Below are 20,175 nucleotides of genomic sequence, written 5' to 3'. Positions count from 1 at the left end.
TTAAACTTTTTTAAATTTTTAATTTAATATAATCTAATTTAATTTTTATTTTTTTCAAGTTTTAAAAGTGCATTTTTAGCAGCTTTCATTTCAGCTTCTTTTTTACTTTTTCCAATTCCTTTTCCAAGTATTCTTCGGTCCTGTTTTACTGCAACAACAAATTTTTTATCGTGCGGTTCTCCAGCTTCTTCTAAATTTACGTAATTTATTGATTTATTAATTAATTCAGGAAATTCCTGCAATTTAGTTTTATAATCAATAAACAATTCTTTTGAACTTTCTTCAATAATTGGAATTATGTGGTTATATACAAATTTTTTAGCTGAATCTAAACCCTGATCCAAATATATTGCGGCGATAAATGCTTCAAAAACGTCTGAAACTATTGCAGGTTTATTATATCCTTTAGAATTTATTTCTCCTTTTCCTAAAAGCACGTAATTGTTAAATTTAAGTTTTTTAGCATATGTAAAAAGTGCACTTTCACAGACGTATTTTGCCCGCAATTTTGACATTTCCCCTTCAGATAAATTTTCTTTTTTAAACAAGTATTCACTAATTATTAATTCTAAAACAGCGTCCCCTAAATATTCCAATCGTTCATTATCTTCATAATTGGTATTTTTTTGTTCATTAACATACGAAGAATGCATAAATGCTCGTTTAAATATATTTAAATCATTAAATTTTATATCAAGTTTCAAAAGCAGCTTTTCAAAATTTTTCATCAAACCCCTTTTTTAAAATAAATTAAAAAATAGTTAATTAGTATTTTTTAGTTAAACAAGGATTTTTCCAGTGAATAAAAGTGGTGGAGAAATTAATTTTCCACGTTGTTCAACTCTATCGAGCGGAGTTGCAGTTTTCAAGATTTCAAAGATGTTTCCAGAAAGAAGTCCTTTTTTAACCGGTGTTTTTTCGCCTTTTTTCATGATGTAGCTGTTGCTGATTTCAACTGAAAAGTCCCCTGTAATCGGGTTTGCAGTATGCGTTCCAATTAGTGTGTTGATGTAGAGATATTCATCAATGTTTTCCTGTTTTTCAACAGGCTCAATTACAATATTTGTAGGTCCAACTGATGGAAGGCTTGAATATCCTCGACTTGCATTTCCAGTGGATTCTTTTCCTTCAATATTTGCTCTTTTGATATCGTAGAGGTAGTTTTTCAAAACACCGTTTTCAATTAATGTTGTTTTTTGGGTAGGGGTTCCTTCACCATCCACAACTGCTGAATAAAGCGAGTAATCTCTCGTTCCATCGTCTTCAATTGTGATGTTTTCTCCAAATACTTCTTCACCGAGTTTATCTTTTAATACTGACCTGTTTCTTTGAACGTTTTCAGCGTTAAATGCAGGAATAAGTGTGTAGCTTAGAAGTGAGTTTAAAGCTCTTTGATCTAACACGATATTTCCTTCAAATTCCGTTTTTATTGCATTTGGATTTTTCAAAAATTCTACAACATTTTCAGCAAGTTCTTTAACATCGAAAATGTTGTTTTTTGTTAAATAGTCGTATGCAGTTTCCCCGTTATTGATTCCAGCAATTGAAGCAGAGTAGTAAGTACTTTCTTCTTCAACATCAACCCCGTTTGAATTTACAATTCTTGAGTAGTCATAAGAATTTGAAACTCCACCGCTTACAGTTGTAATTTTATTTTCTTTTAAAATATCTTTCATTTCAAAGAGTGCATCGATCAACTCTTTTTCAGTCAGAGTTTTTACATTTTCATATAACATTCCTTTTGGATGTGCGTATTTTTTAGGACTTGAAAAACATGTATTTGTATCGTAAACTAAATTTTCCATTGCTTTATTTACCACATCAACGTCCTTTTTAGATGAATAAGCAAATCCCACTTTTTTATCTATAATAACCCTTACTCCAATTCCAAAATCATCAGATTCTTCAATAGAATCTAAATTTTCCCCATCAAGTTCTGAACTAAAGTGTTTTCCTTTTGAAATAAATACTTCGGTTTCAAAACCTTTTTTTTCCGAAATTTCCATAATTCTGTCGATTAAATATCTTAAATCCGTTTCCATAAATAGCACCAATCATATTTTCGATATATTCGTTTTTTATAGTTCATAAATATTTAAATAATATTGTTTTTTAATAATTGATGTTATGAACTCTATTTCTGGAGGGAAAGGATGAATATCAACTATAAAGTGTTAACAATTATTCCAATAATTTTAGCACTACTATCTTTAGCCCTTGTATCTGTAAACGGGCTCAAAGAAAGCATCGACGTAAGTGGGGGAACTGAAATAAGCATCCTCGCATCTGAAAACACAGATTTAAGTGCATTGAAGGAACAATTGCCCGATTCGGAAGTTAAAATATCAGAATCTTCAATCGGAACATTTGTTGTAATTAAATCGGGCCTCGATACTGATGTAGATTCGGTAAGGGCGGTAGTAAAAGAATTTTTTAATGTAGAAGACCTTTCAGAATTAAGCTACACTGAAAAACAAATCGGTTCAGTTTTGAGCAGTAAATTCTGGGAAGAAGGACTGAAAGCAGTAGGATTTGCGTTCCTATTCATGGCAATTGTTGTTTACGCGATATTTAGAACACCTGTTCCAAGTGGGGCAGTTATTCTCGCGGCAGCATCAGACATGGCAATTGCAATTGGTGGAATGAGTTTATTTAATATTCCAATCTCAACTGCAACAATTGCGGCACTTCTGATGCTTGTTGGTTACAGTGTCGATACAGACATCATGCTTACAACAAGAGTATTAAAAAGAAGAACGGGAACTCTTGACGAAAGAATTTCTGGCGCAATGAAAACAGGAATAACAATGTCTCTTACGACGATTTTTGCAATGGCGGTATTGTATCTCGTAGTTACATTTGTAGTTCCTGCAGCAGATGTACTTGCAAATATCGCAGCAGTACTTCTTATAGGGTTAATTGGCGATTTAATGCTTACCTGGATTACAAATGCAGGAATTTTGAGATACTACGTGACGGAATACAAAAAAGGGAAGTAATTTAACGAGGAGATAGAATGAAATTGCTAAAAGACCCTAAAGTAATAATTCTTTTAGTATGTATTTTGGCCTCCTTGCTACTTATTACATTTAAAGGAATTTCCTTTGGTGTAGATTTAAGTGGGGGTTCTACAATAGTTTTACAGACTGAATCAGAACTTTCAGAGTCTGAAATGACGACTGTAAATGAAATATTAACGAGCAGGCTCAATACAAACGGACTTAGTGATGTTAGAATTTATCCGAGGGGTAGTGACGAGATAGTTATTGAAATACCTGAAAGTGCGGATTTAGAAAGAATACAAAAGATTTTAACCCAACAAGGGGTATTTACTGCAGTAATTGATAACCAAACTGCATACACTGGACAGGATGTATCATATGTCGAAGAACCCGGAATAACTGCTTCGGGTTACGGGGTAGGATTTAAATTAACTCTCGAGGGAGCACAAAACTTTGCAGAAGTTGCTTACGGAAAAGGAGGATACCCCGTAGAACTCTACATGGATAATAAATCAATAAGTGCCCCACTTCTTTCAGCAGACCTTGCTGATGGAAACATACACCAAAATCAGGTAATCACGGTTGCAGGGTCAAACCCAACTGAAGATGACATTGACGAAGCTTGGGTTATTTACACTGCTCTGAAATCTGGTTCGCTTCCTGTAAAAGTACATATCGAATATATCAGTTCTGTGTCCCCTACCTTGGGTTCAGAATTTATAAAGGGATCAGTAATTGCAGGATTTCTTGCATTCATTGCTGTTGCAGCAGTTATTTCATTTAGATACAAAAATCCAAAGATAGTTCTTCCAATTCTAATAACTGGATTTTCAGAAGTTCTGTTAATTTTGGGTTTTGCATCACTTATTGACTGGAAACTTGACCTTGCATCAATCGCAGGAATTATTGCAGCAGTAGGAACTGGTGTTGACCACCAGATAGTTATCACCGACGAAACAATTGCTGGTGAAGCTAAAAAAGTAACCAAAAGTATTAAAAGGGCGTTCTTCATTATATTCGGTGCAGCGGCTACAACGATTGCAGCAATGCTTCCATTATTTGTAATGGGTATTGGAATGCTCAAAGGGTTTGCAATAACTACAATTGCAGGTGTTTTAATGGGAATTTCAATTTCAAGACCTGCATTTTCGAGAATTATACAATATGTATTAAAACAGTAAGTAATACTAATTAAATAAAAATCACTTACTTTATTTTTTGGGGATTAAATGGACAGAAAACAGCACAGGCTTTTAAGAAACATTGTTGTATATGGGCTCGGTATCTCCATAATTTCATTTATAATTTACAAAATAGGCATTTTTGAGGTCTATGCAGTTTTAGCATCGGCAAATGTTGGAATTTATTTATTCGCTGTTTTTATCTATTTGGTAACCTTATATGTCCTTTCAGTGCGGTGGAACTACCTTTTAAAATTAAATGGCCATAGTGCAGGCTCTAAAAATCTTATTCTTTTAATTACAATGGGGCAATTTATAAATAACGTAACTCCATCAATGAAAGGGGGTAGTGAGCCATTTAGAGCATATTACCTATCAAAATTAGAAAAAATCCCGTACCACGTTTCATTTTCAGCAGTGATAATCGAAAGAATACTTGATAGTGTTATATTTTTGATTTTCAGCTTTTTTGTAATAATATACTTTGCTTTAAAGGGCGTAGTTTACACTCAAGCTTTTGTTTTGGCGTGGATTTTGGTAATGGTATTAACAGTTTCTATAATTTATCTTGCAATGCACAAAGAATGGGCTTTTAAAATAACGCTCCAGATTGCAAAAGTTGTTACTAAATTTTCTTCTAAAACATTGAATGAACAGAAAATAAAAGATACGATAAATAAATTCCAAAAAACAATGATTTTCTTCAAAGGAAATAAAAAGGGGATGATTACAGCTCTTTTAATTTCATCACTATGGTGGATATTAGATATTTTTAGAATTTACGTATTATTTATTGCAATAAGTACACATGTAGCATTTATTTCAGTTGCATCAACTTACCTTGTGGCTTTACTTGTTGGAATATTGCCAACTCTTCCAGGAGGTCTTGGAACGAGTGATACCGCAATGATTGCAATGTATTCTTTCTTTAAAATTCCTTATTCAAATGCAGCGGCAGGAATGCTTCTTGACAGGTCGATATCATATATCGGGGTTACAATTATCGGTTCAATTGCATTTAAAATAATAAAAAAGAAGTCAAATGAAAAAGGTTACGAAGTTGAAAGTTAGGTGGATAGTATGAATAATTTAAACGTCATGATGGGAAGAATCATAAAATCAATGGACGCATTTAAAGGTTCAAAACCGGTAATTAATAACGAAGGAGTTCTTTCGGTACGCAGTGTATGCAGGGACAAAGAAGTTGAAAACTTTGGCAGTATAAAAGAATATTTAACACAAAAACTCGTTCAAAACGGTTTTGAATTGGCAAGTGAGGATGACATACTCAGCATGGCTGCAAAAATAAACGATTTAATTGGTGATTCAGAAACTTACACCGATGAATTTGCATTTGAGGGTGTCAAGAGTGGTTTTGAAGCAATTGGATGTGATTGTGACTATGTTGTTGGGAAAAAAGGGGATACCTATGTTGGAATCAGTATGTGGTATGAAAAAAATTCAAAAGACCCGAAATTTGTCGAAGTAATTATAGTCTAAAATATTTAAAAAAAATAAAGTGAAATATTTAAGTTATTTTTTATTTTTAACTTCTTCAATTGTTTTTTTAATAAATTCAACAACGTCATCAACGCCTTTTTCATGTTTTATGGCAGTTAGTAGAACTTCCATGTCTTTGTTGATTTTTTTCGCGTCTTCTAACATTTTTTGTGGATCTGCACCAACAGCTTCACAAATGTCGATTTTATTAATGATTGTTAAGTCAGCAGTTTTAAAGATTTCAGGGTGTTTTTCAACGGTGTCGTCCCCTTCTGTAACACTTACAACAACGGTTCTTTTGTGTGTTCCAAGATCAAAGTCTGTTGGGCATATCAAGTTTCCAACATTTTCAATAAAAATAATATCTAAATTATCAAGGTCTAAATCATGGAAACAGTGTCCGACTTGGTGTGCATCGAGGTGGCACTCTTTACCGGTATTTAATGGAATTACTTTAACACCGTGTTTTTCCATTCTTCCAGCATCGTATTTTGCAATAACATCTCCTGCAATACACGCGATTTTGTATTCATCTTTTAATTTATTAATCAAGTGTTCAATTAAAAGGGTTTTACCGCTTCCAATTGCTCCCATGAAATCAAATGCAACAATCCCGTGGTCTTCTAATATTTTCCTGTTTTTATCGGCATTTTTATTGTTTGCCTTAATTATGTCTTTTCCGATATTCAAAACATCGACAAAATGCATTATCCATCACCTTAAATTAGCCATAACTTAGAAGTATAGATAATTTCAAATCTTATTTTATAAAAAAGGGTATTATTTAAAAAACGATTAACTGCATTTAATTACCATCACTTTAATATATTAATTCCAAGCTATTTACATATAATATGGTGTGGTGTGATAATTTGAAGGCAGATAAAGGATTTAATTTATTATTTTTTGTAATTTCACTATTTTTACTTTCATTTGTATTGCTGCCCTTGTTAAATATGATTTTGAATCCTGGAAATGTACCCGGTGCAATTCATGATTCAGAGGTAATTAAATCTCTTTTTGTAAGTATCAAAGCAGCAGGTACGGCAACAGTATTGGCAATTTTTTTAGGAATTCCTTTATCTTACTTGCTTGCAAGGTACAGTTTCACTGGAAAAAATGTAGTTGAGGCAGTTGTAGACATTCCAATGGCAATACCTCACTCTGTAATCGGTATCATGATTTTAGCCTTTTTTTACGGCACTTCAATTGGAAGGGGAATTGAAGACATAGGTTTTGAAATTGTGGACAATTTCTGGGGAATCGTTGTAGTAATGCTTTACGTTGGACTTCCATACATGGTAAACAGTGGAAGAGATGGATTTTTAATGGTTGAGGAGGACCTTGAAAACGTTTCAAGAACACTTGGTGCTTCGAGAATGAAGACATTTTTTAACATATCTCTCCCGTTAATTAGAAATAACCTGGTTTCTGGCAGTATTTTGACATTTGCAAGGGGTATCAGCGAAGTTGGTGCAATATTGATTGTCGCGTATTTCCCAAAGACAACGCCAGTTTTAATTTTAGATAGATTCAATGAATATGGGCTTAGTTCTTCAAAGCCAATTTCTGTTATCATGATTGTACTGAGTATAATTTTGTTTTCAGTATTTCGGCTTGTACGATATAACAAGAAATAATTTGGTGTTATCATGCTTAAGTTAGAAAATTTGTCTAAATCATGGAAAGAATTCCAGCTCAAAAGTGTAAATTTAGAAATTGGAAACAATTACTGTATATTGCTTGGTCCAAGCGGTGCAGGAAAATCGGTTATAATCCAGTGCATAACGGGAATTTTGAAACCCGATTCTGGAAAAATATACTTTAATGGTGAAGACATAACCGAAATGCCTCCAGAAAAAAGGAATTTTGGATACGTTCCCCAAAATTACGCGTTATTTCCAAACATGAACGTTTATAATAATATTGCCTACGGGATGAAACTTAGAAAATATTCAAAATCCGAAATTGAAAAAAAAGTAGTTGAAATAGCTGAATTTTTACATATTTCACATATACTCGATAGAAGGCCGACAACTTTGAGCGGTGGGGAACAGCAGAGGGTTGCAATTGCAAGGGCACTTGTACTCGACCCTAAAATTTTACTTCTCGATGAGCCAACTTCTGCACTCGATACAAATATAAAAGAAAACGTAATTTCCGAATTGAAAAAAATCGGAGAATTGGTTCCTGTAATACATATAACTCACGATTTTGTCGAAGCAAAAACACTTGGAAACCAGATTGCAATATTAATAAACGGTGAATTAAATGATTTTGGAGGTTCCGAAATCTTTAAAAGTCCTAAAAATAAAAAAATAGCTAATTTTTTGGGATACAATGTTATAACTGATAAAGACGAAACTTTTGCAGTAGCTCCAGAGGAAATAATAGTTAAAAAGCATTCAGATTCAGATAATGGGGAAAATATCATTGGAAAAGTTGAATCAATGGTTGATTTTGGATATTATAAAAAAGTAGGGGTAAATATTGGGGATGCGGTTGTAAAAACTATAACTGATGGCGAAAATTCTGTAGATGTAGGGGATGATGTATCACTCCAGTATAGAAGAAAAGTTTCAATAAATCAATAGTTAAAAATTTCAAGTTTTTTAATTATTTAGGCGAATTTTTTTTATTTTTTTGGTGTTATTTATATTAAGAGCGCTTACTATTTTAAGTAGTTTAAATAAAGATAAGGACAGGTATTTTTAAAAGGAATTTAATTTTTGTATCTGGTGAAAAATAATGTCATTTAGGGGAATTTTTGGATTTAATAAAATTGAATTAAAAGACCTGCTGATTTCATCGGTTGCAATAGCGCTTGTTGTAATCTGGCCGAGAGGATTTCCAACGCTTGATTTGGGATTTTTTCTGCAATTTATCGCGGCATTATTTACTGTTGGGATTGCATTTATTTTTCACGAACTTGCTCACAGGACTGTTGCAAGACATTTTGGAGCATGGAGCGAATTTAGGGCATGGTACGAAGGCCTTGCAATTGCAATATTTTTAAAAATAATTCTTGGATTTACGTTTATTGCGCCAGGTGCGGTATATATTCATAAAGAATACTTAACTACAAAAGAAAACGGTTTAATCTCAATAGCAGGACCCCTTACAAATATCGTACTTGCAGTTTTGTTTTTAATTCTTCCAATACCTGTAATAACATATATGGGCCATTCAATTTACATTTCAAGTTATGGATACTTTGTAAACATATTTTTGGCAATGTTTAACATGATTCCAATATATCCATTTGACGGGTCGAAAGTTATGCGGTGGAACTTTTTAGTCTGGGCTGTAATTTTTATTCCTCTTGTTCTTCTTTATTTCTTCGTCTAAAATTTAAGGAATGATAATATGGAGTTTGACCTCTGGGTTAGAATCATCAAAGAAAGTATTGAAAAAAAGGATGTTGACCCCTGGAACATTAATATTTCAGAAATAACTGACGAATACCTCGGAACAATAAAAGAACTCCGGAAATTTGACATACGGTTGTCTGCAGATGTTGTTTTGGTTGCAGGAATTCTTTTAAGGTTAAAATCCCAAGTTCTCTATGGTGAATGTGAAACTGCATTTAATGAAGAAGAAGAGGAAGAAGTTTATGAAGATGATTACCGCGATGATGACTACATCGAGCCTGAAGCGGTAGAAAAACCCAAAAAAGAAACTCTTAAAGAGATTAATCCTGAAAGTATGACTTTAGATGGTTTAATCAGTACTCTTAAAACGGAACTTAAAAAAATCAAGGAAACAAAGCCGAGAAAAAAGCGGGAAGTTGTAAGGCCAACTGCACTGTACAATCTTGTTGAAGAAATGATTGAAGAAGACGATATTTCAGATATCATGGAATTATTGGTTTTAGAACTTAAAAAGTCCGGCGGTAAATTTACGTTTCAAAACAAATTTAAGACAAGAGAAGAAGTTATAAAGAATTTTTTGCCTGCTTTATATCTTGCAAACGATGGAAAGATTGATATCGACCAGGAAAATCTTTTTGATGAAATGAATTTAAAATTGAAGAAATAATTTCTACTTTTTTATATTTTTATTTTTAATTTTTGTAATAAATTTTTTAAAATTTGACTATTTTAACAGTCTTAAATATATTATGAACTGATTTTTTTCGAAAACTTTACATATTATTTGAACAAAAGTATAATTAATAGAATATATGTTCATGTAATATGAATAAAGTAGGGTTGTGGTATGTTAAGAAAATCATTTTTAAGAGACATGGAAAAAATAGACAGTTCGATAGTCGGTATTGGAGAAATCACTGCAAACGGGATAAATAATGCTGTTTTTGCACATGTAGCAAACGATAAAAATAAAGCAAAATCTGTAATCGAGTCAATAAGTTCCGCAGAAGAAATATCAAATGAGATTCAAAAAAAGTGTATAACGATAATCGCACTTCAACAGCCAGTTTTTGCATCTGATTTAAAAATTGTAATGTCGATAATCAAGATTTTAACGAAATTCAAGGAAATTAGAAATACTGCTCTTGATATTGCATGTAAAACTTTAAACGAAGATATATCGTATTCTTCAGAAGAAATAGAATATTTCAGCACGCTTGGAGAGTATTTAACGTCAGCAATAAAAAACCTGATTTCGATGTATTTTTTGAAAAATCACAGTGGATCAGATGCTTTTAAGGTTTGCATTGGGGAATTTGAAAAACTTTGCGAGGATACAAAAGAAACCTTGAAAGGATATTCTATTGATGAATTTTACACTGTTTACAACAATAAAAAACCTGAGTTTGCCTGTTTAAAATCTGGTCTGGAGAGTTATGCAGGTAAATCTGCCATTGAAGTTTTCGATGAAGAAATACGTAAGAATATGGATAAATTTGAAGTTTCAGTATACCTCCTTGATGAAATTGATATGGAGTTTTTTTCAAATAATTATCCTGAAGTGGGGATAGAAAACAAAAAAGAAGTATTAAAGCAGGATTTTGATAGAGAAAGTCTTTTAAAACAGTTGAAAATAAAAGCTCCAACTAATGAGGAAATAGATTCACTCGTTGAAGCATGTTTTGAACCTGAAGAGGATATTGAATTTAAAAAATCAATGGTAATTCAGGATGTTAGTAATTTTTTAGATAAATATTTGGATAATTTTCAGCATACGTTTGATTTAGAAGTTTATCCTGAAGAAAATCAGCTAAAATGTATATGCAATGTAAATATAAAGAAAAAAAAGTTTTTTGGAATTTTAGGAAAGAATTTTGATACATTTTATATTAAAAATAATTTGAATGAACTTATATCAAAACATACAGATGCGGATATCCTGATTAACATAACGACAGAATAATAGTTTTTGGTGGTTTTATGAGGATTTATTCGATTAATCGAGGAAAATACATCGTTACAGATAGCGATTTTGAAAAGTACCTTGGAGAATATAAATTAATCAGAGGGGTTAAGAAAGTGAAAGTTAGGGATGTTTCAGATACAGATATTGAAAAAACTGCATTGCTTGAAGAATTAAGGATTTGTGGGAAGGTTGTTGAATGGTTAAATAATGATATAGGGCGTATAGTTAAAATATTCAATGAATAACTCTTTTTTTACATTATTTAAAAAAATCAAATCGTAATCTTTATATATACCCTCATAGTCATATACATACCGAAGCAGTACATTTTACCAATCAACATTTTGAAAAAAGAGGTGTTATTATGGCACAACCAGGAGTTTTACCTGAAAACATGAAAAGATACATGGGAAGAGATGCTCAAAGAATGAACATCTTAGCAGGAAGAATCATCGCAGAAACAGTAAGATCAACACTCGGTCCAAAAGGAATGGACAAAATGTTAGTTGACGACTTAGGAGACGTTGTTGTTACAAACGATGGTGTTACAATCTTAAGAGAAATGAGTGTAGAACACCCTGCAGCTAAAATGTTAATCGAAGTTGCAAAAACACAGGAAAAAGAAGTTGGTGACGGTACAACAACCGCTGTTGTAGTTGCTGGCGAATTATTAAGAAAAGCTGAAGAATTATTGGACCAAAATGTACACCCAACAATTGTTGTAAAAGGATACCAAATGGCAGCTCAAAAAGCTCAAGAATTATTAAACGCAATTGCTTGCGACGTTGGAGCTCAAGACAAAGAAATCTTAACAAAAATCGCAATGACATCAATTACAGGAAAAGGTGCTGAAAAAGCTAAAGAACAATTAGCTGACATCATCGTTGATGCAGTTTCAGCAGTAGTTGACGAAGACGGAAAAGTTGACAAAGATTTAATCAAAATCGAGAAAAAATCAGGCGCATCAATAGACGACACCGAATTAATTAAAGGTGTTTTAGTTGACAAAGAAAGAGTAAGCGCTCAAATGCCTAAAAAAGTTGTTGACGCAAAAATTGCACTCTTAAACTGTGCAATTGAAATCAAAGAAACCGAAACCGACGCAGAAATCAGAATCACTGACCCTGCAAAATTAATGGAATTCATCGAACAAGAAGAAAAAATGTTAAAAGACATGGTTGCTGAAATCAAAGCAAGCGGTGCAAACGTTTTATTCTGCCAAAAAGGAATCGATGACTTAGCACAACACTACTTAGCTAAAGAAGGAATCGTAGCTGCAAGAAGAGTTAAAAAATCCGACATGGAAAAATTAGCTAAAGCTACAGGTGCTAATGTAATTACAAACATCAAAGACTTATCAGCTGACGATTTAGGTGAAGCTGGTCTTGTTGAAGAAAGAAAAATCTCCGGAGATTCAATGATCTTCGTAGAAGAATGCAAACACCCAAAAGCAGTTACAATGCTCATCAGAGGTACAACTGAACACGTTATCGAAGAAGTTGCAAGAGCAGTAGATGACGCTGTTGGTGTAGTTGCATGTACTATCGAAGATGGTAGAATCGTAGCTGGTGGAGGTTCAACAGAAGTTGAATTATCCATGAAATTAAGAGAATACGCAGAAGGAATTAGCGGAAGAGAACAACTCGCAGTTAGAGCGTTCGCTGATGCTTTAGAAGTAATCCCAAGAACCTTAGCTGAAAACGCAGGACTCGACGCAATCGAAATCCTCGTTAAAGTTAGAGCAGCACACGCAAGCAACGGCAACAAGTGCGCAGGTTTAAACGTATTCACCGGAGAAGTTGAAGACATGTGCGACAACGGTGTTGTTGAACCATTAAGAGTTAAAACACAAGCAATCCAGTCAGCAGCTGAATCAACAGAAATGTTACTCAGAATCGACGATGTAATTGCTGCAGAAAAATTAAGAGGAGCTCCTGACATGGGCGACATGGGCGGAATGGGAGGCATGGGCGGAATGCCAGGAATGATGTAATTCCCTTTCCCTCTTTTTTTATTTTTGGAAACTAATATTTATAGATTTAAATATATTTAAAAAAGTATTCGGTTTTTCGGGTAATATGTAAAATTAATATCTTAATTTTCCGCCGATATTTTCAATAATTTCATTGAAATTTTCTTCCAATTTTTTCAAATCTTCTTTTTCGTAAGAATTTATTCTGAAAGTTGCACTTAATTCATCTTTATCAATTTTATCTCCAGAATATGTATCAATTACTTTGATTTCAAATTTATGAGTTAACAATTCAAGAATTATGCTTAAATCAACGTTTTTTTTAAATAATACCGAAATATCTACGAAATATTTTTCTAAATTTTCAATTTTCCATTCTTCAAGTTCTTTATTTTCCATCAAGGAAACATTTGAAATATTTAAAATTACTTCCTTTTCATTCTGTTTTAAAACGATATTGTCCGCATAAACTTCTTTTAAAATACCGTAGTGTACGTTTTCAGAATAGATATGTTTTAAACCGATTTCCTTTCCAACAGATTTAATTAATTTTTCAGTTTCTTTTGAAATTGCATAAACTGCTTTGTTAGAACAGTTAAGTCCACGTTTTGTTTCATTTCCAAAATGTTTTGCAGAATTTTTCATGTTTTCTACAAAATTATCTCTATCTTTGTTCTGGACAATTTCACTTATATTTTCGCAGTTTCTAATGAATGTATCGTGAATGAGTTTTATCTGGGGGTTGTGCATCTGAATATCTGCATAGAGGTATGGGTTTTGGCCGATTATCCTTGCAATAATATTAATCATAAGTTCGTAAATTGGGGATGCAAAGTTTCTGGATTCTTTAATATCTATTCCAAGATCTTTTAAAGTGGAACCAAGTGAGATATATACAAAATGGGTCAATCCTTGAACTACGCCCATGATTTTATCATGTTCTTTTGGGGAAACAACAATTACTTTTGCACCTTCAATTTCTAAAAAGTCCTTAACTTTTTCAAAAAACGGATTTTTTTCCTTTTCAATTGGTGTGAGTATTACAACTTGCCTGTTTAATGAAGGAGTTTCTGGCCCAAACATCGGGTGAGTTGGAAGTACAAATACGCCACTTTTTGAAAGTTCATTCATCAATTTTGCAGGTCTTTCTTTTATTGAAGTTATATCCATTAAAAGTGAGCCTTCCCTAACGTGCGGAGCAACGTCTTTAATAACTGATTCTGTAACGTTTATCGGAACAGAAATTATTACAATATCCCCTTTTTTTGCAGCATTGATATTGTTATTTGTATAAGTTACGCCAAGTTCTTTTTCAACTTCTTTTCCTTTTATTACATCCCTTCCAGATACGATTACATCATAGCCCCTATTTTTAAGAAATGATGCAAACCATTTTCCAAGCCCGTCAGTTCCGCCAATTATCGAAATTATCATGATTTTTTCCATTCTCAGTTTGATTGGTTTATCTTATCTCTTTTATTGTATAAATTATTCTTCCATAATAAAATTTTTACATTTTTTTATAAATTCCGTCAAATTTGTTATAATTTTTTCATAATAGGGCTCTATTATAAAAAATGGATGTGTATTATTTTGTAACAACTAATGCCCGATTATTACATTCTAACTCTTGAGTATATAAATGAACTCAAAAATCCCATGAAAGTGATAAATACGATGTTGCCGTATTAGGTGGCAGTAACTTATCAAAAAAATACAAAAGATGTAGATAAAGAGGGATTGATATGCTAATTGGAGTACCAAAAGAAATTAAAAACAATGAAAACAGGGTGGCTATCACACCAGCAGGTGTAGAAGCTTTCATTTTAGCAGGACACAAAGTATACATCGAAAAAGGTGCAGGTCTTGGAAGCGCAATTACTGATGAAGAATATGTTGTTGCAGGTGCTGAAATATTAGAAACTGCAAAAGAAGTATTTGACATTGCAGAAATGATTATTAAAGTTAAAGAACCTTTAAAATCAGAATTTGAACTTTTCAAAGAAGGACAGGTATTATTCACATACTTACACTTGGCACCAGAACCACAGCTTACACAAGCTCTTCTCGACAAAAAAATCACGGGAATTGCATACGAAACAGTTCAGCTTGCTGACAGAAGTTTACCTCTTTTAACTCCCATGAGTGAAGTTGCAGGAAGAATGGCAATCCAGCTCGGTGCACAATACTTAGAAAAACAAGAAGGCGGTAAAGGTGTTTTATTAGGTGGTGTTCCAGGAGTAGAACCTGCTGAAGTTGTAATCGTTGGTGGGGGAATCGTTGGTACAAACGCTGCTAAAATTGCAGTAGGTATGGGCGCAAAAGTAACAATTTTGGATGTTAACACAAGAAGACTCGCATATTTAGACGAACTTTTTGGAAACAAAATCACGACATTAATGTCAAACAACTATAACATTGCAAAAGCAGTTAAAAAAGCAGATTTACTCGTAGGATGTGTATTAATTCCTGGCGCAAAAACTCCTAAATTAGTTTCAGAAGAAATGGTTAAAACAATGCAGCCAGGTTCAGTAATTGTTGATGTTGCAATTGACCAGGGTGGATCAATCGAAACAATCGACAGAATCACAACCCACGACAACCCAACTTACGAAAAATACGGGGTTATCCACTACGCAGTTGCAAACATCCCTGGAGCAGTTGCGAGAACCTCAACTTTCGCATTAACAAACGATACACTTCCTTATGCTTTACAGATAGCAAATAAAGGATACAAACAAGCATTACTTGAAAACCCTGCTTTATTAAAAGGATTAAACACCATTAACGGAAAAGTAACTTACGAAGCAGTTGCAAAAGCACACGACCTTCCATACACTCCAGCAGAAAAAGCTTTAAATGAATAATTATTTTATTTTTATTCATTAAAAAGCAACATTTTTAGTTTGAAGGTGAAGTTTATGGTTTCACATCCAATTTGGGCAGAAATTGACTTAAACGCAATTAAAAACAATATCAAAGAAATAAGAAGGATTACAAACCCCAAATCTCAGGTAATGGCGGTAGTAAAGGCAAATGCTTATGGGCATGGTGCAGTCGAAGTTTCAAAAGTATGCCTTGAAAACGGGGCAGATAGGCTTGCAGTTGCACGTTCAACAGAAGCTCTTGAATTGAGAAATGCAGGAATAACATGTCCAATATTGGTATTTGGTTACTGTACTGAAGAAGAAATTGAAAAAATGGTTGAAAATGATATAACTTTAACAGTATATTCACTTGAAACCGCGATTTCAATTCAAAAAATTGCTGAAAAATTAGGAAAACATTCAAAAATCCATATCAAAGTAGATACTGGAATGGGAAGGCTTGGATTTTTGCCTGAAAAAGAAGCGATAGAAACCATACAAAAAATTATAGAACTTAAAAATATTGAAGTTGAAGGAATTTACACGCATTTTGCCGATGCGGACAATTCTGATAAAACATATACTACAATGCAATTTTCAAGATTTACGAATTTTCTGCATGATCTTGAAGAAAATGAAATTTTTATTCCAATAAAACACGCATCAAATAGCGCTGCAATAATTGATCACCCTGAAACACATCTTAATTTAGTAAGGCCAGGAATTATCCTTTATGGACTTTACCCCTCAGAATTAGTTCACAAGGAACGGATTAATTTAATACCTGCGATGAGTTTGAAAGTTCTCGTAACTCACGTAAAAGAAGTTCCAGAAAACACGAAAATAAGTTATGGATGCACATTTGAAACAAAATCACAATCAAAAATTGCTTCACTTTCAATTGGTTATGCTGATGGATTTACAAGAATGTTAAAGAATGGATACGTCCTGATTCACGGATCAAGGGTTCCTGTTATTGGTAGAATATGTATGGACCAGTGCATGATAGATGTTTCAAATATTGAAAATGTTCATGTGGGTGACGTTGTTACAATATTTGGAACCGATGGAAATGAAAAAATCCCGATAGAAGAATTTGGTAAAAAATTGGGAACTATAAATTACGAACTCGTCTGCATGGTATCAGGTAGAGTTCCAAGAAAATACCTACAATAACTCTTTTTTTTAGTTTCAACAATCTATAAATTCAAGTATTTAAATCCGTTACATTTATATACCAATCTGTACATGTTATATACTATCGGAATATGCATTCCGGTGGCCGCAAAATTCAAAATAAAAATTCATATAAATGTCCCATAACATAAAATTGTGGGTACATCTGTAATGATTAAACATTAAAATTAAAACATTTGGAGTTGAAATAGTGGATTTTGTTTCGCTTGTTTCAGTTGTTAACAGTTTTGTTTGGGGTCCCTATATGCTCGTACTCCTTTTGGGTACAGGGATTTTTTTAACACTCAGGTTGGGTTTCATGCAAATCCATACATTGCCATACGCACTAAAACTTGCATTTTCAAAACATCAGGATGAAACCTCAGAAGGGGACATCTCGCACTTTCAGGCATTGATGACTGCGCTTGCAGCAACAATTGGTACAGGAAACATCGCAGGGGTTGCAACAGCATACGTTCTCGGTGGACCTGGAGCAATATTCTGGATGTGGGTCACTGCATTCTTTGGAATGGCTACAAAATACGCAGAAGCAGTTCTTGCAATTAAATACAGGACTGTTGATGACAATGGAGAAATGGCAGGAGGTCCAATGTACTTCCTTGAAAAAGGTCTTCCAAACCACGGACTTGGAAAAATTTTGGGGGTTGCATTTGCATTCTTTGGTGCATTTGCTGCATTTGGTATCGGTAACATGGTTCAAACAAACTCAGTTGCTGATGCAGTAGCTTCAAACTTTGGTGTTGACCCAATAATTACTGGGTTAATTCTTGCAATATTTACAGCTGCAGTTATTTTAGGCGGTATTAAAAGTATCGGTAAAGCTACAGGAATTATCGTACCTTTCATGGCCGTATTTTACATATTAGGTGGATTAGCTATTATTTTAATGAACTTAGGTTACGTTATTCCAGCGTTTGCGACAATAGTTTCCTCAGCATTTAACTTCGATGCAGGATTCGGTGCATTAATCGGTACCGCAATCATGTGGGGGGTTAAAAGAGGTGTATTCTCAAACGAAGCAGGTCTTGGTTCCGCACCAATTGCAGCTGCAGCTGCTAAAACAGACCACCCTGGAAGACAGGCATTAGTTTCAATGACTGGTACATTCCTCGATACAATCATTGTATGTTCAATTACAGGATTAGTTTTAACAATCGCAGGTTTAAAAGCATTACCGGGTCTTGCTGACTTAACAGGTGCAACTTTAACCGCAGCTTCATTTGACGCATTGATGCCAATGGGTGGAATGATTGTTACAATCGGTTTGATCTTCTTCGCATACTCAACAGTTCTTGGATGGTCATACTACGGTGAAAAATGTTTCGAATATTTAATCGGTACAAAAGGAATTAGATTGTACAGAATTGCATTTGTTTTAGTTGCTTTCTGGGGTGCAACCGCAAGCTTACCACTTGTATGGGACATTGCAGATACATTAAACGGTGCGATGGCAATTCCAAACTTGATCGGTTTATTGTTACTTTCAGGTGTAGTTGTTAGTGAAACAAAAGCTTTCAACGAAATCAGAAGGAAAGAAACCAACAAAGCTTAAATTAACTACTAAAAATCTTATCTTTTTTGTTTATTGAATTTTAAAGGAACTTTAAATCAATTTTATAATCATCGGTTTTTGAAATGATAATTTCTCAATACTTTTTTATACGTAAAATGGATAAATCTATAGGACTTGTAATTTAGGTGATTTAAATGATTACGGACAGAGTTTCCGATTACTTGGAAAAAATCGAGAAGTCTGATGTTAATGCTTTTATCGATGTTAATGGCGAGAAAGTTCTAAAAGAAGCAGAAGAATTAGAAAAAAACGACGCTCTTAAGAATAAACCCCTTTACGGAAAAATAATTGCGGTAAAATCGAACATAAATGTAAAAGGCTACAAAATTTCATGTGCCTCAAAAACACTTGAAAAATATGTTGGAACTTATGATGCAACAGTGGTTAAAAAATTAAGGTCCCAAGGAGCTTTGATTGTTGGAATGACAAACATGGATGAGTTTGCAAGTGGAAGCAGTGGTGAAACTTCATACTTTGGCCCAACGAAAAACCCTGCTGCAATGGACAGAATTCCTGGTGGAAGTAGCTCTGGAAGTGCTGCTGCAGTTGCTGCAGATTTGTGCGACATGGCAATTGGAAGTGACACTGGGGGAAGTATTAGAAATCCTGCAAGCCACTGTGGAATTGTGGGATTCAAACCTTCATACGGTGTGGTCTCAAGGCAGGGTTTGTGCGACCTTGCAATGAGTTTTGACCAGATTGGTCCTTTAACCAAAAATGCAGAGGATGCATTAGTTTTAACAAACGCAATAAAAGGTATCGACAGGTCGGACAGCACTTCACTCGAAACACCGAAATTCGAAAAAAAGGATATTTCAAATTACAAAGTTGGTGTTGTAAAAGAATTCATGGATGTAACTGATGAAAAAATCAGAAACGAAATTGAAAAAGGAATTGAAGTTTTCAAAGATATGGGCTGTAAAATTGTTGATTTAAGCTACAAATATATCGATTTAGCTCTTCCAACGTACTATCTCATAAACTACGTTGAATTCTTCTCTGCAACAAGAAAATACGATGGAAGAAGATACGGAGAATTCATCGAAGAAGCCTGTGGCGAAGAAGTTTTAAGAAGAATATTGATTGGAAAACATATCAGTGAACAGGAATTCAGTGGAAAATACTACAAAAAAGCACTTCAGGCAAGAAAATCAATGAAAAAAGAAATGCTTGGACTTTTCAACAGTGCTGATTTGATAGTTGGCCCAACTGTACCAAAACTCCCACACAAACTCGGTGAAGATGTTTCCCCAATGGAAATGTATGCTTATGACGTTTTAACAGTTCCAACAAACATCTGTGGAATATGTTCAGGTGTTGTTAGATGTGGAAATATCAGTGGAGTTCCAGTAGGATTACAAATCCAAGGAGCACCTCTTGAAGATGAAAAAGTACTCAGTGCAATGATTGAGTTTGAAAAAAATTATTAAATTATTTTTTTATTGATTTTTAGACTTTTTTACATTTTTTAAATTATCAAAGATAATTTTATCTAAAAATTAGTTTGCAATATAAAATTCGTTTAAAAGTTAAAAAAAGAGAAAAA

At 33.6% G+C, this 20,175-nt stretch carries 19 protein-coding genes; 15 read left to right on the top strand and 4 right to left on the bottom strand.

What is annotated here, in order from left to right:
* Positions 1–38: 38 nt before the first annotated feature.
* Both rnc and ACS5L2_RS07345 read right to left on the bottom strand, forming a co-directional pair.
* The gene (gene rnc / locus ACS5L2_RS07350; RefSeq protein WP_459201364.1) at positions 39–728 is read right to left on the bottom strand and encodes a ribonuclease III; all 690 of its coding nucleotides are present in this window, start codon (positions 726–728) and stop codon (positions 39–41) included.
* Positions 729–779: 51 nt separating this feature from the next.
* The gene (locus ACS5L2_RS07345; protein WP_459201363.1) at positions 780–2,042 is read right to left on the bottom strand and encodes a TldD/PmbA family protein; all 1,263 of its coding nucleotides are present in this window, start codon (positions 2,040–2,042) and stop codon (positions 780–782) included.
* A 111-nt stretch (positions 2,043–2,153) separates the two neighbouring features.
* On the opposite strand from ACS5L2_RS07345, the gene ACS5L2_RS07340 reads away from it, so the two are divergent.
* Genes ACS5L2_RS07340 through ACS5L2_RS07325 form a run of 4 tightly spaced genes read left to right on the top strand, consistent with a single transcriptional unit; the run spans position 2,154 to position 5,683 of the window.
* Complete coding sequence (locus ACS5L2_RS07340) at positions 2,154–2,999, top strand: protein translocase subunit SecF (protein ID WP_459201362.1); 846 nt, start codon at positions 2,154–2,156, stop codon at positions 2,997–2,999.
* 17 nt (positions 3,000–3,016) lie between these two features.
* Positions 3,017–4,183: a preprotein translocase subunit SecD gene (locus tag ACS5L2_RS07335; RefSeq protein WP_459201361.1), complete on the top strand. Its 1,167-nt coding sequence runs from the start codon at positions 3,017–3,019 to the stop codon at positions 4,181–4,183.
* Between the two features lie 48 nt (positions 4,184–4,231).
* The gene (locus tag ACS5L2_RS07330) at positions 4,232–5,254 is read left to right on the top strand and encodes a UPF0104 family protein (RefSeq protein ID WP_459201360.1); all 1,023 of its coding nucleotides are present in this window, start codon (positions 4,232–4,234) and stop codon (positions 5,252–5,254) included.
* A gap of 9 nt (positions 5,255–5,263) precedes the next feature.
* Positions 5,264–5,683: a DUF2120 family protein gene (locus tag ACS5L2_RS07325; RefSeq protein WP_459201359.1), complete on the top strand. Its 420-nt coding sequence runs from the start codon at positions 5,264–5,266 to the stop codon at positions 5,681–5,683.
* 33 nt (positions 5,684–5,716) lie between these two features.
* Here the strand turns inward: ACS5L2_RS07325 and hypB are convergent, their stop codons facing one another.
* Positions 5,717–6,391 carry a hydrogenase nickel incorporation protein HypB gene (gene hypB, locus ACS5L2_RS07320; RefSeq protein ID WP_459201358.1) on the bottom strand — a complete coding sequence of 225 codons (675 nt, stop codon included), beginning with the start codon at positions 6,389–6,391 and terminating at the stop codon, positions 5,717–5,719.
* A 164-nt stretch (positions 6,392–6,555) separates the two neighbouring features.
* Between hypB and wtpB the strand changes: the two genes are divergently transcribed.
* The 7 genes from wtpB to thsA all read left to right on the top strand — a co-directional run bounded on the left by wtpB (position 6,556) and on the right by thsA (position 13,013).
* Positions 6,556–7,323, top strand: coding sequence for a tungstate ABC transporter permease WtpB (gene wtpB, locus ACS5L2_RS07315; RefSeq protein ID WP_459201357.1), 768 nt, complete (start codon positions 6,556–6,558; stop codon positions 7,321–7,323).
* Positions 7,324–7,335: 12 nt separating this feature from the next.
* Positions 7,336–8,277 (top strand): ATP-binding cassette domain-containing protein, encoded by a 942-nt coding sequence (locus tag ACS5L2_RS07310; protein ID WP_459201356.1) that lies wholly within the window; start codon positions 7,336–7,338, stop codon positions 8,275–8,277.
* A 151-nt stretch (positions 8,278–8,428) separates the two neighbouring features.
* Complete coding sequence (locus ACS5L2_RS07305) at positions 8,429–9,031, top strand: site-2 protease family protein (RefSeq protein ID WP_459202630.1); 603 nt, start codon at positions 8,429–8,431, stop codon at positions 9,029–9,031.
* A gap of 18 nt (positions 9,032–9,049) precedes the next feature.
* Entirely contained in the window at positions 9,050–9,721 is a 672-nt protein-coding gene (locus ACS5L2_RS07300) for a segregation/condensation protein A (protein WP_459201355.1), read from the top strand.
* 180 nt (positions 9,722–9,901) lie between these two features.
* Positions 9,902–11,017 (top strand): PhoU domain-containing protein, encoded by a 1,116-nt coding sequence (locus tag ACS5L2_RS07295; protein ID WP_459201354.1) that lies wholly within the window; start codon positions 9,902–9,904, stop codon positions 11,015–11,017.
* Positions 11,018–11,034: 17 nt separating this feature from the next.
* Entirely contained in the window at positions 11,035–11,265 is a 231-nt protein-coding gene (locus tag ACS5L2_RS07290; protein ID WP_459201353.1) for a hypothetical protein, read from the top strand.
* 119 nt (positions 11,266–11,384) lie between these two features.
* The gene (thsA, locus tag ACS5L2_RS07285; protein WP_459201352.1) at positions 11,385–13,013 is read left to right on the top strand and encodes a thermosome subunit alpha; all 1,629 of its coding nucleotides are present in this window, start codon (positions 11,385–11,387) and stop codon (positions 13,011–13,013) included.
* A gap of 93 nt (positions 13,014–13,106) precedes the next feature.
* Here thsA and ACS5L2_RS07280 read toward each other — a convergent pair whose 3' ends face one another.
* Positions 13,107–14,426: a prephenate dehydrogenase gene (locus tag ACS5L2_RS07280; RefSeq protein WP_459201351.1), complete on the bottom strand. Its 1,320-nt coding sequence runs from the start codon at positions 14,424–14,426 to the stop codon at positions 13,107–13,109.
* 311 nt (positions 14,427–14,737) lie between these two features.
* Here ACS5L2_RS07280 and ald point away from each other — a divergent pair, with 311 nt between their 5' ends.
* The 4 genes from ald (at position 14,738) to gatA (ending at position 20,059) form a co-directional block, all read left to right on the top strand.
* On the top strand, positions 14,738–15,859 hold the full coding sequence (gene ald, locus ACS5L2_RS07275) for an alanine dehydrogenase (protein ID WP_459201350.1): 1,122 nt from the start codon (positions 14,738–14,740) through the stop codon (positions 15,857–15,859).
* 54 nt (positions 15,860–15,913) lie between these two features.
* The gene (gene alr / locus ACS5L2_RS07270; RefSeq protein WP_459201349.1) at positions 15,914–17,035 is read left to right on the top strand and encodes an alanine racemase; all 1,122 of its coding nucleotides are present in this window, start codon (positions 15,914–15,916) and stop codon (positions 17,033–17,035) included.
* A gap of 211 nt (positions 17,036–17,246) precedes the next feature.
* Positions 17,247–18,608, top strand: coding sequence for a sodium/alanine symporter AgcS (gene agcS / locus ACS5L2_RS07265; protein WP_459201348.1), 1,362 nt, complete (start codon positions 17,247–17,249; stop codon positions 18,606–18,608).
* Positions 18,609–18,763: 155 nt separating this feature from the next.
* On the top strand, positions 18,764–20,059 hold the full coding sequence (gene gatA / locus ACS5L2_RS07260) for an Asp-tRNA(Asn)/Glu-tRNA(Gln) amidotransferase subunit GatA (RefSeq protein WP_459201347.1): 1,296 nt from the start codon (positions 18,764–18,766) through the stop codon (positions 20,057–20,059).
* Positions 20,060–20,175 lie beyond the last annotated feature (116 nt).

The organism is Methanococcus mangrovi (genome assembly GCF_054506835.1).
Note: the sequence above shows the minus strand (reverse complement) of the source record. Positions and strands in the feature narration are given on the sequence as shown.